The organism is Streptomyces sp. NPDC090499 (genome assembly GCF_044769305.1).
In the GTDB taxonomy this organism is placed as follows: domain Bacteria; phylum Actinomycetota; class Actinomycetes; order Streptomycetales; family Streptomycetaceae; genus Streptomyces.
This window is the reverse complement of record NZ_JBIVXP010000029.1, coordinates 66494-92779: the sequence shown is the minus strand read 5'-3', so window position 1 is coordinate 92779 and position 26286 is coordinate 66494. Positions and strand designations below refer to the sequence as shown.

Here is a 26286-nt window from a genome sequence, read left to right as displayed (position 1 = left end):
TACCCAGCCGAGCGCCCCGAAAGCACCCCCGCGCTACCCAACACCACCAACGCGACCGCCGGTTGATCGGCTACACCACGAGAAGGGACACGACCGGAGGCTCGGCGCCGGGTTTCCAGAATGGCGTACCTCCATGGTCGGCGGGTGCCGCATCAGGGCAGGTTCCTCCCAGTGGGCGTTGGCGGCTTGTGGCCTGCCTCGACTGCCGCGCGCGAGGCACGACCGGAGCTCACCGTGTGAATCCTGGTCGTCGGCAACCGTCGCGAGGTCTACCGCAAGGTTCCGTCGGCGTGCGCCACATAGCCGGTTCGGTCACCCGCCGCGGGATGTGGAAGCGTGCGCCTGACTGTTCGGTGAAATGTCCTGAATGCCGGGCGTAAGTGCAACCAAAAATACAACCGGTCCACACCGAAGAGCCGAGCCACAACTCGTGGCTCGGCTCTTCGTTTCGCCTGTTCAGGCGGCTGCGGAGGATACGAGATTCGAACTCGTGAGGGGTTGCCCCCAACACGCTTTCCAACTGTGTTGGTGGGGCTGAGGGCTGTGTGCAGGGGCGTTCACCTGGGTTCATGGGCGGCCGGACACACACTCACGATCGGCCTCCGGCCTGCCCTGGACGGCGGTGAACCGCGCTGAATGAGACGGGAACTGAGACGGGGCTCCCCGCTCAACTCGGGTGACTGCGGGCTTCGGTTGGCTCTAGCGTTGCTGCCGTGATCAACAGTGAGGGAGTACGTCTGGGCGCGGAAGCCGCCCGCCGTCTGGCAGAGACGGGCCTCTATGAGTTCGAGTCGGGTCTGACGGACGCCGAGTTCGCCCGCATCGAGCGCGAGTACGGCTTCGAGTTCGCAGACGATCACCGAGCATTCCTTGCCGCCGGCCTGCCGGTCAACGTCCCTCCCGAGGATGGGCAGACCTGGTCCAAGCCCTGGCCCGAGTGGAGAAGCGGTGACCTGGACAGCTTGCGCCGACAGCTCGACTGGCCGGCCGAGGGTGTTCTCCTCGACGTCGAGTACAACGCGTTCTGGTACGACGGCTGGGGCGAGCGTCCGTCTGATGGGGCGACGGCACTGGACACGGCAAGGTGTCATCTGAGGGCGGCGCCGATGCTGGTGCCCGTGTACGCCCACCGATACCTGCCGTCCGGCCGGGGAAGCTTCGGTCATCCGGTGCTCTCGATGTGGCAGACCGATGTCATCTACTACGGGCTGGACCTGGCCGACTACATGCACCAGGAGTTCGACGAGGCACGCGGCGAAGTCGACGAGGACTGGAACCCGAGGGCAACGGTCCCCTTCTGGCGAGACCTCCTCTGACTGCACTCCTGTACCGAGCAACGCGCGCCATTAGCTTGGGAAGCTTGGGCTTCTTGGCGGCTGCTGCTGGGCTGACCTGCGACGGAGCGGTGTTGAAGCCCTGATCGCACCCCTAGTCAGTCCCCGCTGTTCCCCGTGGTTCCCCGTACGATCTGGCACACGAATGGCATGGACTCTTCGCGTCGAATGTCACGGACGGAGCTGGGATCCGGGGTGTCTGAGCCTCAGCCGACGACAGTCAGCCACGATGGCGGGTGCGCCGACCGACCATGCACGCGTGTGCCTCGGCCCACCCCCACTGGCCTCAGCCACGCTGCCATGCCGTCGACCAGAGCCAGCCGCGGCGACGGAAGCGTGGCGGGTAGACCTTGTGTGATGACCGCTTCGTCCCGAAACAACTTGGGCAGAGGCTCTGCCTGGGGCTGGTGTGCTTTTCACAGCTGCGCTGACGGTCCGTCGACGTCCTTGCTCGTCCTCCGCTGTCCATCGGGGTTTTACGCAGTTAGACACCCACCGTTGCTGCTCTTCGTGCGCTTGGAGCACTCCCGCCTCACCTGATGCGCCTGTGATGTGCGACAACTTCGCATCCAGTGTGACACCCATCACAAGGGTCATGGTGCCGTGAGCGGCGTGATGGTGAGCTCACTGATTTGACTGAACGCGTTCAATTGCTGGGCGGCCGTCTGGCGGCCTCTCTGGAGGCCGGAGGCCAAAAATGACCCTCGAACAAGAAGAATTTCCAAAATAAGCATGCGCGTAAGTACGCCGATAATTATTGACGGAGCCCAGGGACACACAAGAGGCCCCACATGGCGCCGAGTTCGCGCGCTACGCTCTACGCGCTGCTCCTCTTCCTCCGTAACGTCCCGGCTGGCAGCCAGGTCGGCCGGAGCTCCCCGGTATCGGGGTGCCCAGAGAAGAGAGGGGCAGCGATGAGGGATCGATCGTTCAAGAAGGCCGGCAGGAAGTGGCCTGACCCCGATCGTTGGCAAGTGATCTTGTCGACGCTCAGCCTTCTGGTGGCGGTCGTTGCACTCGCGGAGCAAGTAGGGCGGTAAGCCTGGCCGTATGTTGCACGGCCAGGCTCACCTACTGCTCCGTGGGCGCTGGCCCAGCCTGGTTGGCCCCAGGCTGGGCCATGTCACGGAGCCGACCTTGAGTGACTCATCGCGTGGTCTGCAAAGTCAAGCTGAGCTTCAACTTGAACTACAACCTGATGCACAGCCCAAGCTACACGGGGACAGTACGGTCGTCGGGCTGAGCGCAGGTAAGCAAACAGACCGACGGGTGTTCGGACACTCGATAGCGAGAGGGCCCCTCCGGCAGGGTTCGAACTTGCGACGCCTGTTTTGGGAGAGAGGCCCGGCGACCTGGCAGCTGAGCTGCGGCTTCACTGGCCGAGGAAGCGGGCCGTTACTTGACCGTGGGGCAACGGTGTTGACTGTGGCTGACCACCGCATCTGGCACGGTTGTGGCACGAACCTCAGCCGACGACAGTCAGTCACGACGGCGGGTGCGCCGACCAACTGCGCACGCGTGTGTCTCGCTGTACCCCCACCAGTCTCAGCCACGCCATTGCGGTGTCTGCCGCTCGCTCACGCAACACGTGCAGACAACCGGCTCTGCGCTTCAAGCCGAGCCAGACGGCTCGTTAGAGCTGAGCGAACTGACGAAATCGACAAGAAGGGCCGCCACCTGGGAAGCTTTGAGTGATCTACCTCCTATGGGTCCGGGATCCCGTAACCTACATGCATGGTGAGCCTAGGTTCTGACGCCCTTCGTTCGCGTCTCGTCGAGTTCGTGCGGTACCGGAAGGAGCATCTTTCCGGGGACGAAAAAGGTGAAGCGCAGGTCTTCTTGGATCGCTTCTTCCGCGCCTTGGGCCACGAAGGCGTCCGAGAAGCTGGGGCTACTCTGGAAATGCGCATAAAGCGGCGCGACCATAAAGGAACCGCTTTTGCGGATCTCATGTGGAAGCCCCGCTGCTTGGTTGAGATGAAGCGGGCTGGAACTGACCTCTCGAAGCACTATAGGCAAGCTTTTGAATATTGGGTTCAGGCGGTCCCTGACCGGCCGCGATATGTCATCTTGTGCAACTTTGATCAATTCTGGGTTTATGATTTCGACCAGCAGCTCGACGAACCTGTAGACCGGGTAAAGCTGGATGATCTTCCGCGAAGGGTAGAGGCCCTCGCTTTCCTGCTCCCGATTGAACAAAAGCCGGTATTCCAAAATGACCTCGTGGCTGTCACTCGGGGTGCTGCGGCTGATGTAGCTCGAGTATTTAAGCAGATTCATGGTCGCGGCATTCCGCGTATCAAGGCGCAGATTTTTACACTTCAGTCAGTGATGGCAATGTTCGCCGAAGATATAGGAATGCTGCCAGGGCATCTTTTTACTCGCGCACTGGAAGATTCATCATCTGGCAGCGACGCTTACGACCTCCTGTTCGGTCTATTCCGTGAGATGAATACGCAAGGCGTCACGCCGGCAGGTCGTTACAAAGGCACTCCCTATTTCAATGGGGGCCTATTTTCTGAGGTCTATCCTGTCGAGCTAACGAATGATGAACTGGATGATCTGCGACGAGCTTGCCAGACTGACTGGTCAGCAGTCCGCCCTGAAATCTTTGGCACGCTCTTCGAGGGTTCCATGGAAGAGAGTGAGCGCCACGCTCAAGGAGCCCATTTCACGAGTCAGGCGGACATTGCGAAGATCGTCGGCCCCGTAATTGTAAATCCCTGGCGAGAAAGGGTCTTGAAGGCTGGATCTATCCCAGAACTTGAAAGGTTGCTCCTGGAGCTGAGCAGCTATAGAGTGCTGGATCCCGCGTGTGGCTCAGGCAACTTCCTTTATGTGGCCTACCGGGAGTTGCGCAGAGTGGAACAAGAGGTTCAGAGCCTCATCGCAGAACGCCGACGCGGTCGGCATATGGGTCAGCAGTCGATCTCATATGTGCCAACAGATCACTTTTTTGGTATTGACATCAACCCGTTTGCGGTTGAAGTTGCGAAGGTCACCATGATGCTGGCTAAGAAGCTGTCCACCGATGAGCTCGGTGACCAGCAGCAGGTGCTTCCTCTCGATAACCTAAACGGAACTATCGTAGCGGCTGACGCGCTGTTCTCGGAATGGCCTCAAGCTGACGCAATCATTGGGAATCCGCCGTATCTTGGGCGCCGCGGCATGATTGAAGAATTGGGAGCCGAGTACTGCCAGCGGCTCAGCCGGGAGTACCCAAACGTCTCAGGCGTTTCAGACTTTGTCACCTACTGGTTCCCTAAGGCACATGATCACCTGCCTGACGGCGGACGTGCGGGAATGGTGGCCACCAAAACAATCCGTGAGAATGACTCGCGCAAGTCAAGCCTTGACTATATCGCGGACAACGGTGGCCATATTTTCGAGGCTGTCTCTAGTCAACCCTGGTCAGGAGATGCAGTTGTACACGTTTCCTTGGTCAACTGGAGCAAGGGATCTGATGTAACGCCTAAGATTCTATGGCTCAATGACGGGCAACTGCGACTGGAGGTGGACGAGATCTCTCCCACTCTCCGCCCTGGTTTCGATGTCCGAAAGGCTAAAGACCTTAGAGTCAACATTTCCCCGCAGGTTTGCTTTGAAGGCCAAACGCCAGGGATCACAAAAGGCAAGGGTTTCGTCCTTGATCGCTCCAGCAGGCGTTTGCTGGGCAAAAATGGCGGAAGCTCGTCCGTAGTTCATCCCTTCCTTGGCGGGAGGGAAATGCTTCGCCAGACGGCGATCGATCGCTGGGTGATCGATATCGGCGTGGATGATTCACTTGAGGCTAGATCCTCCCACCCCGAAGTCATGAAGTACCTCGAAGAATGGGTGCTCCCCAAGCGGCAAGAGGTGGCTGAGAAAGAAGAAGCGCGGAACCGGGAAGTCTTGCGGGCGAACCCAAAAGCGAGAGTGAATAAGCATCATGCCAACTTCCTATCTCGCTGGTGGAATCTGTCCTATCGGCGAGCTGACATGCTTGAGTCGCTGGCGAAGTCGGATCGGTACCTGGCCACATCGCGGCACGCCAGCGTGAATAGGCCGACAGTGTTCGCGTTCGTCGACTCTGCCGTTCGCCCGGGAGATTCGATGACAGTCTTCGCCCTCGATGATGAATATTCGTTCGGGGTTTTGAGTAGCGACTATCATGGTGTATGGGTTAGGGCTCGATGCTCCTATCTGAAGGCAGATCCTCGTTACACCTCATCGACTGTTTGGTCAAGTTTCCCGTGGCCGCAGTCACCAACCCCTGAACAAGTTGAAACCATCGTTGGGGTTTCTGCTCGCTTGCTCAAGCTTCGTCAGGGTTATTACGAGAGAGGAATTCCCCTGGAAGCGCAATACGCTTCGCTGCAGCGGCCAGGGAGGAACGAGCTGAGAGATCTGCACGAACAGCTCGACGAAGCAGTGAGAGAAGCGTATGGATTTACGGCTGAGGATGACAAGCTTGCACAGCTGTTCGCGCTAAATCAGACGCTCTCGGACGAGGGGGCGATCGTTTGGGGCCCGAAGTCGGCAAGTGCCATGGGAGTCAGCGTCCGCATGACGGATTACCGAATCCTGCCCCCCGTGGGGTGAACTGGGTGAACTGCTGTAGGGCCACGGGATCCGCTGTGATTTGCCTCCCCTCGGGCATCGGATAGGCGGCTGACCGCCATGTGCGCGGCATGGTCGCCGGCCGGGCTGGAGCGGGGCGGAGACAGGAGCGCAGGCCCGGCCGGGGGCCGGGCCGCGCGCGGTGAGCGGAGCGAGCCGCCTTGAACCCGTAATGAAGGTTGTAACTCAGTCGAGTGTGTGGGGCGCCCGGGGCACCGTGTGCGGTTTGAAGACCTGCGTGCAGGCCGGGAGTTCGGAGCCTTGGCGGTGGGCAAGTGGCAGGAAGACTACGGGCCGGATCGTCCATGTGATGCGGGTGTTGGCCTGGGTGACTGTCACCGTGCAGGCCTCGGCGCGTAGGAGAGCTCTCCTCGTCGCAATACGGCCGTCGTACAGCCATTCCCACGCTTCCTGGGACGCGTCGGGGTCGAGTGCCGGTGAGATGGTGCGGAGTGCGATCGCTACCCATCTGTCGGCCTGCGGGGCTGAGTACGCGTCGAAGGAGGCTCGGAGAACCGGCCACGCCTCCTTCGCGATGTCCTCGGTCCAGCACTCGCACCAGTAGCCGCGCTGCGGCTTGTCCATCAGCACGGGTGACCTCCGGTGCGGGGGCCTGCGAACAGCTCGGCGGTGACCGTGTGTCCGCTGTCGCTCTCGTGGACGACGACGCGGTGAGCGATGGCGCTGACCATGCCCAGGCCACGGCCGTGCTCGGCCTCCTGGTCCTGGCGCTCGGCTTTCGGGGCGGTGCCGGCGCCTCCGTCGTCGGTGACGGACAACGCGATCACCTGCGCTGACACCGCGAGAGCCAGATGGAAGCTGCCCGATTCCTGGCCGCTGGCTGTGTGGAGGATCGCGTTCGCGCTCAGCTCGCTCACGATCAGTTCGGCGTCTTCGGCTAAAGGGGAGCCGCGCAGGATGTCGCGGGTCCATCGGCGGGCCCGGCTGACCTCTTCCGGGGAACCTGGGCAACTGAGCCCCCAGACCCGGGCTGTACTCGTATACTCGTGCATACAAGTTCCTTCGTGCTGGTAGGCCGCCATGTGCAGCGGGTTCGGGCTAGACGAGTTTCACGCCGTCGTGGGCGCGGATCGCCGGTGGAGACACCGCGTCCATCGCGTCCAGGACGCGGATGGCGTATGCCTCGTCGGCGAGGTCAGTGACTTCTTCGCGGGTGGCCCAGCGCAGGGCGCGGGTCTCGTCGCCGGTGGTGGGCGTGCCGTCGGCGGTCTGACAACGGAAGACCAGGGAGACGATCAGGCCCGTCATGTTCTTGTAGACGCCGGTCAGGGTCGCCGGAAGGGCGATCTTGATTCCGGTCTCTTCGAGGACTTCGCGTTGCAGGGCCTCGGGGATGGTCTCCTCGCGTTCGAGGACACCGCCCGGCGGTTCCCACTTGCCGTTGTCACGGCGCTGGATCAGGAGGGCCCGGCCGTGGGCGTCTATGACGACCCCGGCGACGCTCACGGAGTGCGGGCGTTCTGTGCTCACGTTCCTCGGCCCTCTCGGCTGGCTAGGCTCTCCACCGTAGCAACAACACTCGCCCACTCGTCTAGATACCTAAAGGAGTACAAGTGAGTCCTGCTCTTCCTTCGGGCCTCCTCGGAGATCTCGACCCCACGAGCGATCGTGCGGTCTTCCGGCAGATCGCCGACCAGCTGCGCGAAGCCATCGACCGTGGGCGGTTCAGAGAGGGCGAGAAGCTGCCTTCAGAGGCTGAGCTTGTCGAGCACTACGGGGTGTCCCGGATGACGGTCCGGAACTCCTTCTCCATCCTCCAGGGGGAAGGGCTCGTCCATGCCGAGCACGGCAAGGGTGTGTTCGTCCGGCCCCGGCCTCCCGTGCGGCGCCTCGCCTCCGACCGGTTCGCCCGGCGGCATCGCGAGCAGGGGAAGTCCGCGTTCATCGTTGAGGCGGACGCGGCCGGCAGTCATCCTCAGGTCGACAGTCTTGAGGTCAAGGAAGAGAAGGCCAGTCAGGACATCTCCACCCGGCTCGGGTCCGTGCGGCGTGTGCTGGCCCGGCGGCGCCGGTATCTCCTCGATGGCCGGCCGGTGGAGTTCGCCACCTCCTACCTGCCTCTCGACATCGCTCGCGGTACGCAGATCGCCGAGCCCAACCCCGGCCCCGGTGGCATCTACGCGCGCCTCGAAGAGCTGGGCCACCGCCTCGACCACTTCGAGGAGGAGATCCGCGCCCGGATGCCCTCGCCGGACGAGGTGAAGACGCTCCGGCTGGCCTCCGGTGTGCCGGTCATTCACCTGATCCGGACCGCCTTCGACACCGAGGGGCGACCCGTCGAAGTCTGCGACACGGTCATGGCGGCGGACGCCTACGTCCTGTCGTACCAGCTCCCGGCGACCTGATCGTCATGGTTTGCGGTGGTGCGCGGGCACGCTTCCCTGAACTCGTACACCCCAACACGCATACTCGTATAGACGAGTGGGCAAGTTGTGTGGCAGGGTGATCGTCGTGAGCCCGGGAGATCGGGTTCACGGATCGCTACATATATAGACGAGTAGATGGGAAGTGTCCTGTGCGCACCATCCGTGTGGAGACCACCGCCGCCACGATCCTCCTCACCGAGGCTCCTGAGCCGAAGGTCCGCGACCGTCAGACCGGCGAGATCGCCAAGGACGCGGTGAGCGGTGAGGCGCTGATGACCATCGGCGTCGTCTACATCGAGGACGGGGAGTCCTCGCTGATCAAGGTCACCGTGCCGGAGGGCGGCGTTTCCGAGGGGCTGAACCTCGGTGCGCCGGTCTCGCTCCCCGGCCTCGTCGCCCGGCCGTGGGAGTCCGTGTTCAACGGGCAGCAGCGTCACGGCATCGCCTACCGGGCCGCCGCCGTCACCCCGGCTGCGTTCCCGGCCGCCATGGGGGCCACCGCCTGATGGCCGACCTAACAACGCTCCTGGAGGTGGGTGGTCCTGTCGCCGCGCTCGGCGGTGGGGCTGCCTACACCCGGGCCAAGTACCCGGCGCTCTACTGGTCCGCGGTCGGCGGCCCGATATCCACGGTCCGCCTGCTCAGCTCGTACGGCTCTGTCATGGAAGCCTGCGGCCTGACCGTCGCTCCCTCGCGGCTGCGGGTTCTCGCCGTCAAGGCCACCACCCGGCGGGAGGTCCGGCCGGTCCCGCCCCGCCGGGGCATCCTCCGTCCCACCTCGACCGGGCTGCGGCTCCGCCTCCGGCTGGCTCCCGGGCAGGAACCCGCCGACGTCGCCGCCTCGGCCGAACGGCTGCGGCACGCCTGGGGAGTCCACGCCGTCTACGTCACCACCGTAAAGCCCGGTGTCGTCGAACTGCGGCTTGTCGGGTACGACGTCCTGCGTCGCGTCCGGATGCCCCGCAAGACCGGCGGCGGCTTCCTCAAGGTGCCGGTGGCACTGCGCGAGGACGCCATGCCCTTCGTGCGCGACTACCGCACCGTGCCTCATCAACTCACCCTCGGCGCAACCCTGTCCGGCAAGTCCATGTACCTGCGTCACCTCATCTCCGGACTCGCCCGTCAGGACGGTGTTGCGCTCGTCGGCATCGACTGCAAGCGGGGCGTCGAACTGGCGCCCTTCGCCGCCCGCCTCTCCGCCCTCGCGACCGACCCCAGCGAAGCCGCCGAGCTGCTGCCCGTGCTGGTCAAGGAAATGGAGGACCGATACGACCTGATCAAGGAACGGCAGGGCATCGCGCCCGGCACTCCGGACGAGGAGATCACCTCCGACATCTGGGGCCTGCCGGAGAGCGAACGCCCCGTGCCTGTCGTCCTGTTCGTCGACGAGGTGGCGGAACTCTTCCTCACCGCCACTCGCAAGGACGAGGAAAGGCGGGACGAGATGGTCACCCAGCTCATCCGCCTCGCGCAGCTCGGTCGCGCGGCCGGCATCTATCTGGAGGTGTGCGGGCAGCGCTTCGGCGCCGAACTCGGCAAGGGCGCCACCATGCTCCGGGCCCAGCTCACCGGCCGTGTCTGCCACCGTGTCAACGACGAAGCCTCCGCCAAGATGGCCCTCGGCGACATCGCCCCCGAGGCCGTCTACGCCGCCTGTTCCATCGCTCCTGAGATGCCCGGCCTCGCCGTCGCGGGCGACACCTCCGGCGGCTGGTCCCGCATCCGCACCCCCTACCTCTCCCTCGCCGACGCTGCCGCCATCTGCCACGACTCAGCCGACCTGGTCCCCGAGGTCCCCGGCCTCAAGCCGTTCCGGCCCGCCGTGCCGGTGCACCCGGTCGAGACTCCGGCCTCGGTCGTCCAGCCGCGTCCGGTGACCGGCTGACCGTCCTCGCTTCCTCGCACCGGTCGGCGTGACGGTCTCGCGCCAAGTCCCTACCCCTCCCATGCCCGAAACCGAAAGGAGCCGGACCGTGCGCGTCCACCTCGGCCGTGTCGACGCGGTGTTGGTTCAGGCGCTCATCGCTGCCGCGTTGTCCTTCGCCCACCTCCATGACGTAGCCATGGCGGCCGGACAGGACGGGTGGAAAGCCTGGGCCTATCCGATCAGCGTTGACCTGCTGCTTGTCGCCGCATGGCGTCGACTCCGCTCCGCTACGGCAAAGGCGGCGGCCTGGTGCTGGTTCGTCATCGCCCTCGTCGCGTCCCTTGGCGCGAACGTCGCCACCGCCGGCCTCCTCGACCTCGGCAACGTCCCGGCATGGCTGCGGATCCTCGTGGCCGGTTGGCCCGCCGTCGCGTTCCTCGGCGGCACCCTTCTCGCCCACTCGGCGCCGAAAGCGGATACCGACGAGATCGACGCTGACGTCATCGAGGACCAGGACCAGGAGAAGGAGCCCGAAGCCACACCTGCCCCACCCGTTATCGAGGCGCTGCCGGAACGCCCGCCCGTCCCGGTCCCGGCCGCCCTGGTCGACCACGCCCGAAAAGTCGCCGCCGAACACCACACCCGCACCGGCACCCCGATCGACACCCCGACCCTCCGCGCCCGCCTCGGCGTCCCGACGCCCATGGCCGAAGCCATCGCCGCCCAACTCACCTGAACAGGAGGAACCATGCCGCTCTGCTTCAACACAGCCGCCGACTACCTCGAAGCGGCCCGCCAGATGGCCGACACCGGACGCCCGACGCTGGCCCGGCTCCTCGCAGAAGAGGCCGCCGATCGCATGTCGGACGCTGCCGAAACTGCCCGGATCCTGAACGAATTCCCCGGCTCCCGCCTGCGGCAGGAGGACTGACCATGACCGCCAACCGCCGCTTCCGCAACGTCATCCGTATCGGCCCCGTCCAGGTCGGCACTGCCTACGACGACCGGGGCCGCGAGAAGCACAGTGCCGCCTGCACCGCACCCCGCTGCGGCTTCTCCGCCGACTACGACAGCCGGGCCGCCGCCGAACTCGCCGCCCGCACCCACCGCTGCCCCGTCCGCTGAAGGGACCCCGAACACCATGACCGTCAGTCTGCCGCTGGTCGTCGTACTCGGCTTCTTCGCCTGGGGCGCCGTCAGGTTCCTCGGCGTCCGCGCCTGGGTCGTCGTGCTGGTCGCCCTCTTCGGCTTCTGGCTCTCCCACACCTTCCTGGCCCCCGCCATCGAGACCGGTACGCGCTCCGGCGTAGACGTCATAAACGGCTCACATGCCTAGACGAGTAGATAAGGAGAACCTGGCCGTGTTCCTGCCCAAGTACCCCGACAGTCCCACCCCGCCGCCCGCGCACACCCACGCCCCGACCGACCCAGCCCCCGTCCGGCGCTCCGCGCTCCCGGCCGTCTCCGTCAGTAGTGGCGCCGTCGTCGCCGTGCTCACGGGCGGCGTGGTCCTCACCGCGCTCCTGACCGCCGTCGCCGTCTCGGCCATCTCCGTGGCCATCGCCGCCGTGGTCCTGCGCTCCCTGCTGCGCGAACACAACCGGCGCTAATCCCTCTGCCCGACCCCTGGGGCGGCCACGACACCGCCAAGCATCCGGCCGCCCCGGGGCCCGTCACTCCTGACCGAGCCAGCCAGAAGGAGCCAGCCATCTTCACCCGCACCACCCCGCCCCCGCTTAGCGAACTCACCAACCTCGCCTCGGGCGGCACCCTGCCCGGTATCCTCCGCCAACTCTCCGGCCTCGGCGGCTGCACCAACCCCATCCGCCTCGACGGCCGCCGCACCGAATACGACGTCGACACCACGACGGGCGAGATCGGCCGCATCCTCCAGCACCTCGACTCCACCGACCTGCCCGCCGGCCAACTCCTCGTCCGCTGCAACAACCGGCGCACGACCCGCTGCCCGGCCTGCGCCGAGGTCTACCGCCGCGACACCTTCCAGCTGATCACCGCCGGACTCCGGGGAGGCAAGGGCACCCCGGAACAGGTCGCCGCCCACCCGCGCGTCTTCGCCACCTTCACCGCTCCCGGCTTCGGCCCCGTCCACAACCGCCGCACCGACGGTCGTCCCTGCCGCTGCGGCACCCACCACGACCAGGACGACGACGCCCTCGGTACTCCGCTCGACCCGGACACCTACGACTACGAAGCAGCCGTTCTCTGGAACGCCCACGCGGGAGCCCTCTGGCGGCGCTTCTCGATCTACCTCCGCCGGGAGGTAGCCAAGCGCGCGGGCCTGTCACAGCGGCGCCTCCGCGACCACGCGCGCGTGTCCTTCGCCAAGGTCGCCGAGTACCAAAAGCGCGGCGCCGTCCACTTCCACGCCGTCATCCGCCTCGACGGCCCGACAGGCGGCGACACCCCGCCCCCGCCCTGGGCCACGGCTGAACTGCTCACCGACGCCATCCACGCCGCTGCCTCCAAGGTCCGCGTCGACGGCCCGGTCATCGACGGCCGCACCCACACCTTCACCTTCGGCCGCCAACTCGACGTCCGCACCATCCGCTCCGCCGACTTCGACAACGGCCAGGAACTCACCGAACGTGCCGTCGCCGCCTACATCGCCAAGTACGCCACCAAAGGCGCCGAGACAGCCACGGGCGCCCTCGACCGGCCGCTGAAGTTCGCCGCCGAGCTCGCCCAGCTCGACATCAGCGACCACGCCCGCCAACTCATCCGAACCGCCTGGACCCTCGGCGCCCGCAAAGACCTCGAACACCTCCGCCTGCGGGCCTGGGCCCACATGCTCGGCTTCCGCGGCCACTTCTCCACCAAATCCCGCCGCTACTCCACCACCCTCGGCGCCCTCCGCGACGCCCGCGCCGAATGGCGCCGAGCACAAGCAGCGGCAGCCAACCCTCGGCCGGACACGACGTACGTCCTCGCCCACTGGGTCTTCGCCGGCTCTGGCTTGAGCGCTGCCGAGACCTGGCTTGCCGCATCCCTCGAACCCGCCCCCGGAACGGAAGGAGAACCAACCCATGGCTGAGCCCCGCCTCGCCACCGTGCCCGAGACCTCCGACCAGTTCTTGGTCCTCCTGACCGTGGAGGAAGCTGCCCGCCGACTCCGCATCGGCCGTACGACGTGCTTTCGGCTCGTCCTCGCGGGAGAGATCGAGTCCGTCACGGTCGGGCGGCTCCGCCGGGTCCCCGCCGACGCCGTACCCGCCTACGTGGCCAAGCTCCGCCACCGACCCGCCCACGCGGCCTGAGAGGGACGACATGGCAGAGCAGAAGCGCACCCGCCAGCCCAACGGGGCCTCGACCATCTACCTCGGCAAGGACGGCAAGTGGCACGGGCGGGTGACGGTCGGCGTCCGTGATGACGGCAAGCCCGACCGCCGCCACATCGAACGCAAGACCAAGGCGGAGGTGACCAAAGCCGTCCGCGAGATGGAGCGGGCGCGGGACGACAAGAAGCTCAGGAAGCCGGGGCAGAGCTGGACGCTCCAGGCCTGGCTTGAGCACTGGGTCGAGAACATCGCCAAGCCGTACGTCTCGGAGAACACGTACGACGGGTACGAGGTCGACGTACGCGTTCACCTCGTGCCCGGCCTGGGCGCTCACAAGCTCGACCGCCTGGAGCCGGAGCACCTGGAGCGCTTCTACCGGAAGATGCAGACCTCCGGGAGCTCCGCCGGCACCGCCCACCACGCCCACCGGACGATCCGGGGCGCCCTCGGTGAAGCCGTACGGCGCGGGCACGTCGCCACGAACGCGGCAGAGATCGCCAAGGCTCCCCGCCTGGAAGAGGAGGACATCGAGCCGTACACGATCGAGGAGGTACAGAGCCTCCTCGTCGAGGCGGCCAAGCTCCGCAACAGTGCGCGCTGGGTCGTAGCCCTTGCACTCGGCCTTCGCCAAGGTGAGGCGCTCGGCCTGCACTGGGAAGACGTCGACCTCGACGCGGGGTACGCCCGCATCCGCAAGAACCGGCTCCGGCCGAAGTACGCGCACGGCTGCGGCGGCGAGCCCTGCGGCCGGAAGGCGGGCTACTGCCCCAAGCGGGAGCAGACGCGCCGCGAACACAAGTCCACCAAGTCCCGCGCGGGCCGGCGCACCATCGGTCTGCCCGATCCGCTGATCAAGATTCTCCGCCAGCACCAGGAAGCCCAGGAACGGGAGCGGGTCGCGGCCGGTACCGACTGGGAGGGCAAGGGGTACGTCTTTGCCTCACCGACCGGCGGGCCTCTGAGCCCGAACACCGACTTCCACACCTGGAAGCGGCTGCTTCGGGATGCCGGGGTCCGGAACGGCCGTCTCCATGACGCTCGCCACACCGCAGCGACCGTCCTCCTGATCCTCGGCGTCCCGGACGTCGTGATCGACTCGATCATGGGTTGGGAGCCCGGGGGAGCGGCCCGGATGCGTGCCCGGTACATGCACGTGACCGGGACCATGCTCCGAAAGGTCGCGCAGCAAGTTGGCGATGCGCTGTGGGAACTCCCGAAAACGAACTGAGACGGAAACTGAGACGGACAACGTCGAAGGGCCCCACCGCAAGCGGTGGGGCCCTTCGACATCGTGCCCGGTGAGGCACTGGCGGAGGATACGAGATTCGAACTCGTGAGGGGTTGCCCCCAACACGCTTTCCAAGCGTGCGCCCTAGGCCTCTAGGCGAATCCTCCGCTCGGAACATTACATGACCGAGAGGAGTGCTCGCGAACTCGTTCCTACCTGCTGACGTCGGGTACTCTGTGCGGAGCCCCTCACGCGGCGCTATCTGACTGAACTCCCCCAGGGCCGGAAGGCAGCAAGGGTAGGTTGGCTCTGGCGGGTGCGTGGGGGGCGCTTGCGTTTGCGGGCGGGGCGGGTTGTCAGTGGGCGCCTATAACCTCGTATGCGTGTCGTCTCTCGCGCTGTACCGCCGCTATCGCCCGGAGTCGTTCGCCGAGGTCATCGGGCAGGAGCATGTCACCGACCCGCTGCAGCAGGCGCTGCGGAACAACCGGGTCAATCACGCGTACCTGTTCAGCGGCCCGCGCGGGTGTGGCAAGACGACCAGCGCCCGGATCCTCGCCCGGTGCCTGAACTGCGAGCAGGGCCCGACGCCGACTCCGTGCGGGGAGTGCCAGTCCTGTCAGGACCTGGCGAGGAACGGGCCGGGATCCATCGACGTCATCGAGATCGACGCGGCCTCTCACGGTGGTGTGGACGACGCCCGTGAGCTGCGCGAGAAGGCCTTCTTCGGGCCCGCCTCCAGCCGCTACAAGATCTACATCATCGACGAGGCCCACATGGTCACGTCGGCCGGCTTCAACGCGCTGCTCAAGGTCGTCGAGGAACCGCCGGAGCATCTGAAGTTCATCTTCGCCACGACCGAGCCCGAGAAGGTCATCGGGACCATCCGGTCGCGGACCCACCACTACCCCTTCCGGCTGGTGCCGCCGGGCACGCTGCGCGAGTACCTCGGCGAGGTGTGCGGGAAGGAGCAGATCCCCGTCGCGGACGGCGTGCTGCCGCTGGTGGTGCGCGCCGGTGCGGGGTCCGTGCGTGACTCCATGTCCGTCATGGACCAGCTCCTCGCCGGTGCGGGCGAGGAGGGTGTGACGTATGCCATGGCCACCTCTCTGCTCGGGTACACCGACGGCTCCCTGCTCGACTCCGTCGTCGAGGCCTTCGCGACCGGGGACGGCGCCGCCGCCTTCGAGGTCGTCGACCGGATCATCGAGGGGGGCAACGACCCGCGCCGTTTCGTCGCCGACCTGCTGGAGCGGCTGCGGGACCTGGTGATCCTCGCCGCCGTGCCGGACGCCGCGGAGAAGGGGCTGTTCGACGCCCCCGCCGACGTCCTCGAACGGATGCAGGCCCAGGCCGGCACGTTCGGCGCCGCCGAGCTCAGCCGCGCCGCCGACCTCGTCAACGAGGGCCTGACCGAGATGCGCGGCGCCACCTCCCCGCGCCTCCAGCTGGAGCTGATCTGCGCCCGCGTGCTGCTGCCCGCGGCGTACGGCGACGAGCGGTCCGTGATGGCCCGCCTCGACCGCCTGGAGCGGGGCGTCAACTTCTCGGGCGGGGCCGGCACACCCGCCATGGGGTACGTCCCCGGTCCCGAGGCGCACGTGCAGCCTCCGGCGCCTGAGCAGGCGCCTGTGCAGCAGGGCGGCGGCCGGGCGGCGGCCCGGGCGGCCGTACGAGGGGGAGCGGCGCCGACCCCGGCTCCGGCCCAGGCCCCAGCGCCGGCTCCGGCCCCTGTGCAGACCCCAGAGCCTCCGGCTCCCGCCGCCGCGGCTGCCCCGGCCCCGCCCGCCCCGCCCGTCCCGGCCGCTCCGGCGCCCGGTGCCTGGCCGACGGCGGCTCCCGCGGGCGGCGGCACCCGTCGCCCCGGCGGCTGGCCCACGGCCACGGGCGGTCCCGCCGCTCCGGCTCCCCAGCAGGCCCCGCAGCCCTCGGCGACCCCGGCAGCCGCACCCGTCCCGGCTGCCGCCGCCCCTGCCGGCGGCCTCGACCCCCGGGTGCTCTGGCCGAACATCCTGGAAGCTGTGAAGAACCGCCGCCGCTTCACCTGGATCCTGCTCAGCCAGAACGCCCAGGTCGCCGGTTTCGACGGCACCACCCTCCAGATCGCTTTCGTCAACGCCGGCGCCCGCGACAACTTCGCGAGCAGTGGCAGCGAGGACGTGCTGCGGCAGGCGCTGGGCGAGCAGTTCGGCGTGCAGTGGCGGATCGAGGCGGTCGTCGACCCGACGGGCGGCGGTGGCGCGGCTCCGTCCGCCGGCTACGGCGCGCCCGCGGCGTCCGGTTACGGTGGCGCGGCTCCGTCCGCCGGCTACGGCGCGCCCGCGGCGTCCGGTTACGGTGGCGCGGCCCCCGTGGCCCCGGCTCGCCCCGCGCCCGCACAGCAGGCCCCCGCGGCCGCCGCCCCGGCCCAGAGCCCGCCGCCCGCCCCGAGGGCAGCGCCTCCGGCCCCGGCGCCCGCCGCCCCGGAACCGCCGCCGGTGTCTCCCGAGGACGACATCCCCGAGGAGGACGACCCCGACCTCGACGAGTCGGCCCTCTCCGGGCACGAGCTGATCGTGAAGGAACTGGGGGCGACGGTCGTCGAGGAGATCCAGAACGAGTGACACGGGGCGGGCGCCGACGGCTCGGAGGCCGGGGGCCCGCTTGTCGGGTGGCCGCGGGCCGGTGGGGGGTTGCGCGCGCAGTTCTCCGCGCCCCTGGGTTTCCCAGCGGATCCGGCGCAGGAGAGCGAAGGCTCCCTTCCGGTCCGGCATTTGAGGCAGCAACCATTCCCAAGTGCTCTGTTGGAAGTGCCGCGACACACCGTCGGTGGACTGCGGCGCCGTAGTGGCTGGTCGCGCAGTTCCCGCACCCCTTACGGGGGCGCTGCCGCTTGGCCTGTCCGGCCTTTGAGGCAGCACGCACCACCCCCCCGGACCCTCGGGCGTTTGAGGCAGCACCCCCCTCAGCCCGCCCGGCGTATGAGGCAGCCACCACCCCTCAGCCCGCCCGGTGTTTGGGGCAGCAACCCCCCTCAGCCCGCCCGGCGTATGAGGCAGTAACCACCCCCCCAGCCCGTCCGGCGTTTGAGGACGAGGCCGTTCAGGCCGAAAGCGGGGGTTTGGGGGCGGCAGCCCCTAAAAGGTCCGGCATCGGGAGGCGGCCACCTCTCGGTCCAGCCCCCTTGGAGGAACCTCCAGTCGGCCCACCCGGCTACGCTGGCCCCCGTGAAGGTCCTTGTCATCGGCAGCGGCGCCCGCGAACACGCCCTGTGCCGCTCCCTGTCCCTCGATCCCGACGTCACCGCGCTGCACTGCGCCCCCGGCAACGCCGGCATCGCCGAGGTGGCCGAGCTGCACCAGGTCGATGCCCTGGACGGCGGGGCGGTGGCCGCGCTGGCCCTGGAACTCGGCGCCGAGCTGGTGGTCGTCGGCCCGGAGGCCCCGCTGGTCGCCGGAGTCGCCGACGCCGTGCGCGCGGCGGGTGTCCCGGTCTTCGGCCCGTCCGGGGAGGCCGCGCAGATCGAGGGGTCCAAGGCGTTCGCCAAGGACGTGATGGCGGGGGCCGGAGTCCCGACCGCGCGTTCGTACGTCTGCACAAACGCCGAGGAGGCCGCCGAGGCGCTGGACGCCTTCGGCGCGCCGTACGTCGTGAAGGACGACGGGCTCGCGGCCGGCAAGGGCGTCGTGGTCACGGACGACCTGGACGTCGCCAAGGCGCATGCCGCCGGGTGCGAGCGGGTCGTCATCGAGGAGTTCCTCGACGGCCCCGAGGTCAGCCTCTTCGCGATCACCGACGGCGAGACCGTCCTCCCGCTCCAGCCCGCGCAGGACTTCAAGCGCGCCCTGGACGGCGACGAGGGGCCGAACACGGGCGGCATGGGGGCCTACTCCCCGCTGCCCTGGGCCGACCCCAAGCTCGTCGACGAGGTCCTGGAGACCGTCCTCCAGCCGACCGTCGACGAGATGCGGCGCCGCGGCACCCCGTTCTCCGGTCTCCTCTACGCCGGCCTCGCGATCACCTCGCGCGGCGTGCGGGTCATCGAGTTCAACGCCCGCTTCGGCGACCCGGAGACCCAGGTGGTCCTCGCCCGCCTGCAGACCCCGCTGGCCGGTGTCCTGCTCGCCGCCGCGAACGGCACCCTCGCCGACCTCCCGCCGCTGCGCTGGCGCGACGACGCGGCCGTCACCGTCGTCGTCGCCTCGCACAACTACCCGGACACCCCGCGCACCGGCGACCCCATCACCGGTCTCGACACCATCGCCGCCGAGGACGCGCCGCACGCCTACGTCCTGCACGCGGGCACGAAGCGCGCCGGTGACGACGTCGTCAGCGCGGGCGGCCGGGTCCTCTCCGTCACGGCGACCGGCGCGGACCTCGCCCAGGCCCGCGAGCGGGCGTACGCGGCGGTGGCGCGGATCGGCCTCGACGGCTCCCAGCACCGTACGGACATCGCCGCGCAGGCGGCTGCCCAGGCCCAGGAGGCCTGAGCCCGCCGCCCGCCCACGCAGACCCGTCCCTGATCAGGCCCCGGACCCGAAATCCGGGGCCTGATCGTTGCTTTCTGTCGATCACCTCTGACCAAAGCCATTCCATCGAGTGACCGATGCCCCATCCGGCTGACGGGGGCCGAACCCCCAACTAGGGTGCGGCGCAGGCGTTCCGGCACTTGGCCCACCGGCATTGCGATGTCAGTGGCGGGTGCCACAGTGGGGGAGTGAGCAACAGCCAGGACAGGCCGAGGACAGCAGGGAGGGGGTGAGGTCCGGACGTGACCAGTACCGGTATCGGAGCGGAGGCGGGAGCGCAGGCAGCGCGCACCCGGGCCCTCGCCGTGCTGCGCATCCGCGGCCGCGCCCTGGCCGTGGCGCTGCTGCCCGCCGCGGCCACGGTGATCCTGCTGGCCGGCGGTTCCACCGGCCACTTCGTCGGCCGCGGCTGGGACACCGCCCGGTGGACCGTCGGCGCCCTCGCGGTCCTCGTGCTGCTGGCCGCCGCCGGCGTCGCCCTGGTCGTGGCCCGCGCCCGCCCGGCCGTGAGCCCCACGGTCGCGATCCCGGAGGAGACCGCCCCCGACCTGTACCGGATGGTGCGCGACCTCGCCGACCGCCTGGACGTCCCGGCGCCCTCCGCCATAGCGCTCACCCCGGACTGCGACAGCTGGCTGGAGGACCGCACCCACCCGGCCCACGGCCCGCCCGCGCCCAAGGGCGGTGACGAGCTCGGCACCCCCGGCCTGCACCGCCGTACCCCGGCCGCCCCCGTCCTCGTCATCGGCTCCCCGTTCCTGTGGTGGATGCGCGTCGGCGAGCTCCGTGCGGTCCTCGCCCCGGTCGTCGCCGGTACGGGACCCTCGGCGCATCCGGACATAGCGGCCGCCCGCCGGTTCGTCAGGGGCCTGGACGCGGCGGTGGCGGTCTCCGCGGCGCCCGCCCGGCGTCCGGCCACCCGCCTGGTGTGCGCGGGCATCGCCTGGGTGGCCCGGCTGCTGCTGCGGGGCTGCCGGGAGCACGCGGCGCTGATGGAGCGCGGGGTCGCCGCCGCGGCCGCCGAGCGGGCCCAGGCCGTGGACTACGGCCTGCGGATCGTCGCCCAGGAGCAGGTAGGCCTGGCCTACGCCGGCTGGGACCGGCTGCTCACCCGGGTCGCGCTGCCCGCCTGGCGGATGGGCCGCTGGCCCTCCCGGCTGGACGCGGGCGTGGTCGCGGCCCTCACCGAGCTGTCCCGGCGCGACCGGCTGGCCGAGGGCTTCGCCTCCCGGCTGGGCGAGCGGCCCGCCTGCGACCTGCTGGAGGAACCGGGCGTGGTGGACGAGGCCGCCTCGCTGCTCGCCGCCCGCCTCTTCCACGGCGGCCCCGCCGAGCCAGGACCGGCCTGGTCACCGGTGGCCTGGCAGGAGTACCCGGACGAGGTCGTCGACCGCACCTGGCGCACCGAGGCGGCCCGCCTGCACCGCGTCCTGGACGCCCTCGGCGTCCGCGCCACCCTCGACCCCGGCGCCCCGGACCCCGGCGGCCCCACCCTGGCCCGGGTCCTGGACCACCTGACCGACCCGAGCGCCGCCCCCGGCACACGCCGCTGCCGCCCCGCGTACGACGACCCCCGCACCCTCGACGACGACCCCCGCACCCTCGACGACGACCCCCGCACCCTCGACGACGACCCCCGCACCCCCGACGACAACCCCCGCACCCCCGGCCACGGCCTCCGTACCCCCGGCTACGACGAGGCGGACGACGAGCCCACCGGCACCGAACGCAGCGCCGCCCTCGCCGCCGGTCTCACCGCGGCCCTCGCCCGCGAGGAGCACGAGGGAGCGCACGCGAGCACGGCCGACAGCGCGCGCCCCGGCTGCCCCGCGGCCGCCGGTGGCCAGGGCGGCCCCGGCAGCCCCTTCTGGGACGACGGGGCACTGCCCCTCTTCCCGCTCCAACCCCCGCGCACCGCCCGCGAACTCCTCGCCGACCACGTCAAGGCGATGGTGTGCTGCGCGGCCGTGGACACCGCCGGAGCCACCCCCGGCCTGGACTGGCTCGACGGTCCGGCCCTGCTGGTCGACGGCGAGCGGACCGCCGACCTGACGCCCAGAATCCTCAGCCTCATCGAGGAGGGAGACCCGGCCCCGCTGCGGGCCTGGCTGGTCGAGTCCGGAATACGTCCCGAGAAACCGGTCCGACTGGTCTGACCTCGGCGTTTCGGCGCTTTAGCGGAGCAAACTGTTCCACTTCAGGCAAATTCGCAACGAACCGTGACCGTACACGTGCGTTATGTGATGTGCTGGGACCGTTGTCGGATGTGGCAAGCGCATCCGACATAAGACAGACGACACAGTCACGGCACAGCACGGCAAGGCACGGAACAGCGCAGTTCGGCACAGCACTCGGCACAGCAATCGGCACAGCAATCGGCACGACACGGCGCACACATCGCACATCGGCTCGTAGCAGCACGCTTCACGGGGGCACGAGGGAGGGGAGCCACCATGGCATCGGACCAGATCCGCCGCTGGGAGTCGGGAGCACTCGCGCACGCCGTCACGGACCCCTTCGGTCAGGGGCCCGTCCCCTGGCTGCGCGGCAGCGAGACCTATTTCGACGACACCGGTCATGTCGTCCCCTGGTACGTGGACCCCAGCAGGCCACAGCCCACGGGCGAGAACCCCCGGGTCCCGGCACCGCGCACCGCCGACGGCGGCCCGCGCTCCGCGGACGACGTGCACCGCCAGATCAAGGGGTTCACCTCGACCGGCGCGGTCACCCCGGGCGAGGCCGTCGACTTCCACATCACGGTCGACCCGCCGCAGGAGTTCAGCGTCGACATCTACCGCATCGGCCACTACGGCGGCGACGGCGCGTCCAAGATCACCACCAGCCCCCGGCTGTCCGGCATCGTCCAGCCCCCGCCGCTGGCCGCCGACCGCACGGTCTCCTGCCACCACTGGTGGCTCTCCTGGCGGCTGCAGGTCCCGTCGTACTGGAGCATCGGCGCGTACGTCGCCGTGCTCACCACGGCCGACGGCTACCGCTCCCACGTGCCCTTCACGATCCGCGACAACCACCCGGCCGACCTGCTGCTCCTGCTGCCGGACATCACCTGGCAGGCGTACAACCTCTACCCGGAGGACGGCCGCACCGGCGCCAGCCTCTACCACGCCTGGGACGAGCGCGGCCGGCTGCTCGGCGAGGCCGACGCGGCGACCACCGTCTCCTTCGACCGGCCGTTCGCGGGCGCCGGCCTGCCCCTGCACGTCGGCCACGCCTACGACTTCATCCGCTGGGCCGAGCGCTACGGCTACGACCTGGCCTACGCCGACGCCCGCGACCTGCACGCCGGCCGCGTCGACCCGACCCGCTACCGGGGCCTGGTCTTCCCGGGCCACGACGAGTACTGGTCGCCGCAGATGCGCCGCACCGTCGAGCTGGCCCGGGACAGCGGCACCAGCCTCGTCTTCCTCTCCGCCAACACCATGTACTGGCAGGTCGAGTTGGGGCCGTCGCCGTCCGGGGTCCCGGACCGGCTGCTGACCTGCCGAAAACGCAAGGGCCCGGGGAAGCCCGTGCTCTGGCGCGAGATCGACCGGCCCGAACAGCAGACGGTCGGCATCCAGTACGCGGGCCGGGTCCCCGAGCCGTACCCCCTGATCGTGCGGAACGCGGGGCACTGGCTCTGGGAGGCCACCGGCGCGCACGAGGGCGACGAACTCCCGGGCCTGGTGGCCGGTGAGGCGGACCGTTACTTCCCGCGTACCGCGCTGCCCGAGCACGAGGAGCGCATCCTGCTCGCCCACTCCCCCTACACCGACAACGACGGCGTCCTGCGCCACCAGGAGACCTCCCTCTACCGCGCCCCCTCCGGCGCCCTGGTCTTCGCCGCCGGCACCTTCGCCTGGTCCCCGGCCCTGGACCGCCCCGGCCACATCGACCCCCGTGTCCAGCGGGCCACGGCCAACCTCCTGGACCGCATCTGCAAGCACGACTGACGCGGGCGCGGCCGCCCCGCACAGGTGTCCGCGCGGCCCCGCTGTCCGTGCGCAACCCGGCATACGGGAGAATCGAGGGCACCTGTACAGAACCACGGGGAGGAACCGTGTCCGGATTCGTCGAAAAGCCCGAGCCCGTGGAGGTGCCGGGCCTGGTGCATCTGCACACCGGCAAGGTGCGCGAGCTGTACCAGAACGCGGCCGGAGACCTCGTGATGGTCGCCAGCGACCGCCTGTCCGCCTACGACTGGGTGCTGCCGACCGAGATCCCCGACAAGGGACGGGTGCTCACCCAGCTCTCCCTGTGGTGGTTCGACAAGCTCGCCGACCTGGCCTCCAACCACGTCATCAGCACCGAGCTGCCCGAGGGCGCCCCCGCCGACTGGGCGGGCCGCACCCTGATCTGCAAGTCCCTGAAGATGCTCCCGGTCGAGTGCGTGGCCCGCGGCTACCTCACCGGCTCGGGCCTCGCCGAGTACCAGGAGTCCCGCACGGTGTGCGGCCTCGCCCTGCCCGAGGGCCTCGTGGACGGCTCCGAGCTGCCCGCCCCGATCTTCACCCCGGCCACCAAGGCCGAGGTCGGCGAGCACGACGAGAACGTGTCGTACGAGGAGGTCGCCCGCCAGGTCGGCGCCGAGACCGCCGCCCAGCTGCGCCAGGCCACCCTCGCGGTGTATGGCAGGGCGCGGGACATCGCCCGGGACCGGGGAATCATCCTGGCCGACACGAAGTTCGAGTTCGGTTTCGAGAACGACACCCTCGTCCTCGCCGACGAGGTCCTCACCCCGGACTCGTCCCGCTTCTGGCCGGCCGACGAGTGGCAGCCGGGCCGCGCCCAGCCGTCGTTCGACAAGCAGTACGTGCGCGACTGGCTGACCTCGGCCGAGTCCGGCTGGGACCGCAGGAGCGAGCAGCCCCCGCCGCCGCTGCCGGAGCAGGTGGTCGAGGCGACCCGCGCGAAGTACATCGAGGCGTACGAGCGGCTGACGGGCAACACCTGGTCGTGACGGCGGCGTCTCCCGGGCCGACCCCAGGCCCGGGAGCGACCGACGGCCCGGGAGCGACGGCCCGGGAGCGACGAAGGCGCCCGAACAACGCAGAACCCCTTGAACAACGCAGAAGGCCCCCGGCAGAAACCGGGGGCCTTCTCCTCTGAGCGGACGACGAGGCTCGAACTCGCGACCTCAACCTTGGCAAGGTTGCGCTCTACCAACTGAGCTACGTCCGCATGCGCCGTGGCGCGAGAGCAACTATACCCAACCTCGCTCCCGTGCGAGACGCACTGCCGCATGACGGTTCTCGGCACCGAGTTTGGTGACGGCCGAGGAGAGGTAGTTCCGCACGGTTCCCGGCGACAGCGCGGCCCGCTCGGCGATCTCCGCGACCGGCGCCCCGTCGGCCGCCAGCTCCAGCACCTCCGCCTCTCGCGCGGTCAGCGGCGAGTCCCCGGCGGAGATCGCGTCGGCGGCCAACTCCGGGTCGATGTACCGGTTTCCCGCGTGCACGGTCCGGATGATCTCGGCGAGCCGCTGCGCGCTCACCGTCTTCGGGACGAACCCGCGCACTCCGGCGGCCAGCGCCCGCTTCAGATGGCCGGGCCGCCCGTGCCCGGTGACGATCAGCACCCGGCAGCCGGGCAGTTCGGCGCGGAGCGTTGTGGCGACCCTCACACCGTCGGCGCCCGGCATCTGCAGATCCAGCACCGCCACATCGGGCCGGTGGGCCTGTGCCATGGCCAGCGCCTCGGGCCCGCTCGCCGCCTCCGCGACGACGACCAGATCGTCCTCGAGACCGAGCAGCGCGGCCAGCGCACCCCGGATCAGATGCTCGTCGTCCGCGAGCAACAGCCGTACCGGAGGTGTCATGAAGTGACTCCGCTCACACTCGTATCGGCGGTCGTGCGGCCGGACAGCGGCACCGAGGCCACCACCCGGAACCCGTCCGCCCCGACCGGTCCGGCCTCCAGCGTCCCGTCGACCACCGCGAGCCGCTCCCGCAGCCCGGCGAGCCCGGACCCACCGCCTCGGGAAGTCCCGCCCGTCCCGCGCACCACGACCCCGTCGTTCTCCACCGTCAGCACCACACATCCCTCCCGTATCCGCAGCCCCACCGTGCACCGTCCCGCGTCCCCGTGCCGCAGCACGTTGGTGGTCGCCTCCCGCACCACCCAGCCGAGCGCCGACTGCACCTCGGCGGGCAGCCCGGCGGCGTCGCCGGTCACCTCGCAGGTGACTCCCGCGGCCGTCAGCACGCCCTGCGCACCGGCGAGTTCGGTCCCCAGGTCGGCCTCCCGGTAGCCCCGTACGACATCGCGGACCTCCCGCTGCGACTCCTGTGCGATCCGCTGCACCTCGATCATCTGGTCGACGGCCTCGGGCCGTTCGCGCCGGGCCAGCTGGACGGCCAGTTCGCTCTTGAGGGCGATGACGGCGAGGTTCCGGCCGAGGACGTCGTGCAGATCGCGCCCGAACCGCAGCCGTTCCTCCGCGACGGCGAGCCGGGTCCGGGTCTCGCGGGCCTCGTCGAGTTCGTAGACGGCGTTCAGCAGCCAGAGGGAGAAGACCGAGGTGGCGGCGACGAACGCACCGCCGAGGAACACCGCGAACGCGATGAACAGCGCGGCCGCCCCGGGGTAGCCGAGCGGGAAGGAGACCGCTCCGGCACCGCAGGCGAAGCCCGTGACGAGCGACAGCACCCGCTTCCGGTTGTGCACCCCGAGCGCCATGGTCCCGACGCCGAAGGCCAGCACCCCGGTGAAGATGCTGCCGCCGGCGGCGTCCATGTCCGGCCCCGACCCGTGCTTGCGCAGGACGAGGGCGACGACGGCGAAGACGTACGTCGCCGTGGCGAGCGTCCACAGCAGCCGCACCGGCTGCTGCCGCCGGCCGCGGGTCCAGTCCAGGGCCCGGGAGGCGGTCACCGCGCAGAGCAGCGCGTGCACGGCGACCATCGTCATGAGCCAGCCCGCGACCCCCGGCCCGGCCTGCGCGAACACCGGCAGCCCGATCGCCGTGACCTCGATCGCCGCGAAGAAGTGGAACGACCACCGTGTGTACGTCTCGACCTTGGCGGGAGTGGTCTTCTCCCGCCACCAGCCGCCTGCTGCCCCGCTCATCC

General features: G+C 69.1%; 23 protein-coding genes, 2 tRNA genes and 1 other RNA gene. 19 read left to right on the top strand and 7 right to left on the bottom strand.

Annotation, left to right across the window (positions count from 1 at the left end; translation table 11 throughout):
* Positions 1-713: 713 nt before the first annotated feature.
* Both ACIQVL_RS48300 and ACIQVL_RS48295 read left to right on the top strand, forming a co-directional pair.
* The gene (locus ACIQVL_RS48300; protein ID WP_403478817.1) at positions 714-1316 is read left to right on the top strand and encodes a hypothetical protein; all 603 of its coding nucleotides are present in this window, start codon (positions 714-716) and stop codon (positions 1314-1316) included.
* 1752 nt (positions 1317-3068) lie between these two features.
* Positions 3069-5915: a DNA methyltransferase gene (locus tag ACIQVL_RS48295; RefSeq protein ID WP_403478816.1), complete on the top strand. Its 2847-nt coding sequence runs from the start codon at positions 3069-3071 to the stop codon at positions 5913-5915.
* Between the two features lie 204 nt (positions 5916-6119).
* Here ACIQVL_RS48295 and ACIQVL_RS48290 read toward each other — a convergent pair whose 3' ends face one another.
* Genes ACIQVL_RS48290 through ACIQVL_RS48280 form a run of 3 tightly spaced genes read right to left on the bottom strand, consistent with a single transcriptional unit; the run spans position 6120 to position 7400 of the window.
* Complete coding sequence (locus ACIQVL_RS48290) at positions 6120-6518, bottom strand: hypothetical protein (protein WP_403478820.1); 399 nt, start codon at positions 6516-6518, stop codon at positions 6120-6122.
* Entirely contained in the window at positions 6518-6946 is a 429-nt protein-coding gene (locus ACIQVL_RS48285; protein WP_403478815.1) for an ATP-binding protein, read from the bottom strand. The genes ACIQVL_RS48290 and ACIQVL_RS48285 overlap by 1 nt, the downstream gene beginning before the upstream one ends.
* A 46-nt stretch (positions 6947-6992) precedes the next feature.
* Positions 6993-7400: an NUDIX hydrolase gene (locus ACIQVL_RS48280; RefSeq protein WP_403478819.1), complete on the bottom strand. Its 408-nt coding sequence runs from the start codon at positions 7398-7400 to the stop codon at positions 6993-6995.
* A 107-nt stretch (positions 7401-7507) separates the two neighbouring features.
* Between ACIQVL_RS48280 and ACIQVL_RS48275 the strand changes: the two genes are divergently transcribed.
* The 11 genes from ACIQVL_RS48275 (at position 7508) to ACIQVL_RS48225 (ending at position 14711) form a co-directional block, all read left to right on the top strand.
* Positions 7508-8299, top strand: coding sequence for a GntR family transcriptional regulator (locus ACIQVL_RS48275; protein ID WP_358920635.1), 792 nt, complete (start codon positions 7508-7510; stop codon positions 8297-8299).
* A gap of 170 nt (positions 8300-8469) precedes the next feature.
* Complete coding sequence (locus ACIQVL_RS48270) at positions 8470-8826, top strand: hypothetical protein (protein WP_352222640.1); 357 nt, start codon at positions 8470-8472, stop codon at positions 8824-8826.
* Complete coding sequence (locus ACIQVL_RS48265) at positions 8826-10205, top strand: FtsK/SpoIIIE domain-containing protein (RefSeq protein WP_403478814.1); 1380 nt, start codon at positions 8826-8828, stop codon at positions 10203-10205. Before ACIQVL_RS48270 ends, ACIQVL_RS48265 begins: the two co-directional genes overlap by 1 nt.
* A gap of 88 nt (positions 10206-10293) precedes the next feature.
* Positions 10294-10923, top strand: a complete 630-nt coding sequence (locus ACIQVL_RS48260; protein ID WP_403478813.1) for a DUF2637 domain-containing protein — start codon at positions 10294-10296, stop codon at positions 10921-10923.
* A 12-nt stretch (positions 10924-10935) separates the two neighbouring features.
* Positions 10936-11118: a hypothetical protein gene (locus ACIQVL_RS48255; RefSeq protein ID WP_403478812.1), complete on the top strand. Its 183-nt coding sequence runs from the start codon at positions 10936-10938 to the stop codon at positions 11116-11118.
* Positions 11119-11120: 2 nt separating this feature from the next.
* A complete protein-coding gene (locus ACIQVL_RS48250) occupies positions 11121-11312 on the top strand; it encodes a mobile element transfer protein (RefSeq protein WP_403478811.1) in 192 nt (63 codons plus the stop codon).
* A 16-nt stretch (positions 11313-11328) separates the two neighbouring features.
* Positions 11329-11523, top strand: coding sequence for a hypothetical protein (locus ACIQVL_RS48245; protein ID WP_123975882.1), 195 nt, complete (start codon positions 11329-11331; stop codon positions 11521-11523).
* A gap of 25 nt (positions 11524-11548) precedes the next feature.
* Positions 11549-11797, top strand: coding sequence for a SpdD protein (locus ACIQVL_RS48240; protein WP_403478810.1), 249 nt, complete (start codon positions 11549-11551; stop codon positions 11795-11797).
* A gap of 161 nt (positions 11798-11958) precedes the next feature.
* Positions 11959-13239 carry a replication initiator gene (locus ACIQVL_RS48235; RefSeq protein ID WP_403478818.1) on the top strand — a complete coding sequence of 427 codons (1281 nt, stop codon included), beginning with the start codon at positions 11959-11961 and terminating at the stop codon, positions 13237-13239.
* Positions 13232-13462, top strand: a complete 231-nt coding sequence (locus ACIQVL_RS48230; RefSeq protein WP_403478809.1) for an excisionase family DNA-binding protein — start codon at positions 13232-13234, stop codon at positions 13460-13462. The genes ACIQVL_RS48235 and ACIQVL_RS48230 overlap by 8 nt, the downstream gene beginning before the upstream one ends.
* A 10-nt stretch (positions 13463-13472) precedes the next feature.
* Complete coding sequence (locus ACIQVL_RS48225) at positions 13473-14711, top strand: tyrosine-type recombinase/integrase (protein ID WP_403478808.1); 1239 nt, start codon at positions 13473-13475, stop codon at positions 14709-14711.
* Between the two features lie 79 nt (positions 14712-14790).
* Here the strand turns inward: ACIQVL_RS48225 and ACIQVL_RS48220 are convergent.
* Positions 14791-14878 (bottom strand) — tRNA-Ser (locus ACIQVL_RS48220).
* A 72-nt stretch (positions 14879-14950) separates the two neighbouring features.
* Here ACIQVL_RS48220 and ffs point away from each other — a divergent pair.
* The 6 genes from ffs to ACIQVL_RS48190 all read left to right on the top strand — a co-directional run bounded on the left by ffs (position 14951) and on the right by ACIQVL_RS48190 (position 24176).
* Positions 14951-15049: signal recognition particle sRNA small type (gene ffs, locus ACIQVL_RS48215), an RNA gene on the top strand.
* A gap of 45 nt (positions 15050-15094) precedes the next feature.
* Positions 15095-17314, top strand: coding sequence for a DNA polymerase III subunit gamma and tau (locus ACIQVL_RS48210; RefSeq protein WP_403478807.1), 2220 nt, complete (start codon positions 15095-15097; stop codon positions 17312-17314).
* A gap of 603 nt (positions 17315-17917) precedes the next feature.
* A complete protein-coding gene (purD, locus tag ACIQVL_RS48205) occupies positions 17918-19180 on the top strand; it encodes a phosphoribosylamine--glycine ligase (protein ID WP_403444048.1) in 1263 nt (420 codons plus the stop codon).
* A 281-nt stretch (positions 19181-19461) separates the two neighbouring features.
* Positions 19462-21375 carry a hypothetical protein gene (locus ACIQVL_RS48200; protein ID WP_403478806.1) on the top strand — a complete coding sequence of 638 codons (1914 nt, stop codon included), beginning with the start codon at positions 19462-19464 and terminating at the stop codon, positions 21373-21375.
* Positions 21376-21672: 297 nt separating this feature from the next.
* Positions 21673-23169, top strand: coding sequence for a N,N-dimethylformamidase beta subunit family domain-containing protein (locus tag ACIQVL_RS48195; protein WP_403444043.1), 1497 nt, complete (start codon positions 21673-21675; stop codon positions 23167-23169).
* A gap of 107 nt (positions 23170-23276) precedes the next feature.
* Entirely contained in the window at positions 23277-24176 is a 900-nt protein-coding gene (locus ACIQVL_RS48190; protein WP_403444041.1) for a phosphoribosylaminoimidazolesuccinocarboxamide synthase, read from the top strand.
* A gap of 148 nt (positions 24177-24324) precedes the next feature.
* Here ACIQVL_RS48190 and ACIQVL_RS48185 read toward each other — a convergent pair.
* The 3 genes from ACIQVL_RS48185 to ACIQVL_RS48175 all read right to left on the bottom strand — a co-directional run bounded on the left by ACIQVL_RS48185 (position 24325) and on the right by ACIQVL_RS48175 (position 26284).
* Positions 24325-24397, bottom strand: a tRNA-Gly gene (locus tag ACIQVL_RS48185).
* Between the two features lie 22 nt (positions 24398-24419).
* Positions 24420-25034 (bottom strand): response regulator, encoded by a 615-nt coding sequence (locus tag ACIQVL_RS48180; protein WP_403444040.1) that lies wholly within the window; start codon positions 25032-25034, stop codon positions 24420-24422.
* Positions 25031-26284, bottom strand: a complete 1254-nt coding sequence (locus tag ACIQVL_RS48175) for a sensor histidine kinase (protein WP_403444038.1) — start codon at positions 26282-26284, stop codon at positions 25031-25033. Before ACIQVL_RS48175 ends, ACIQVL_RS48180 begins: the two co-directional genes overlap by 4 nt.
* Between the last annotated feature and the right edge of the window lie 2 nt (positions 26285-26286).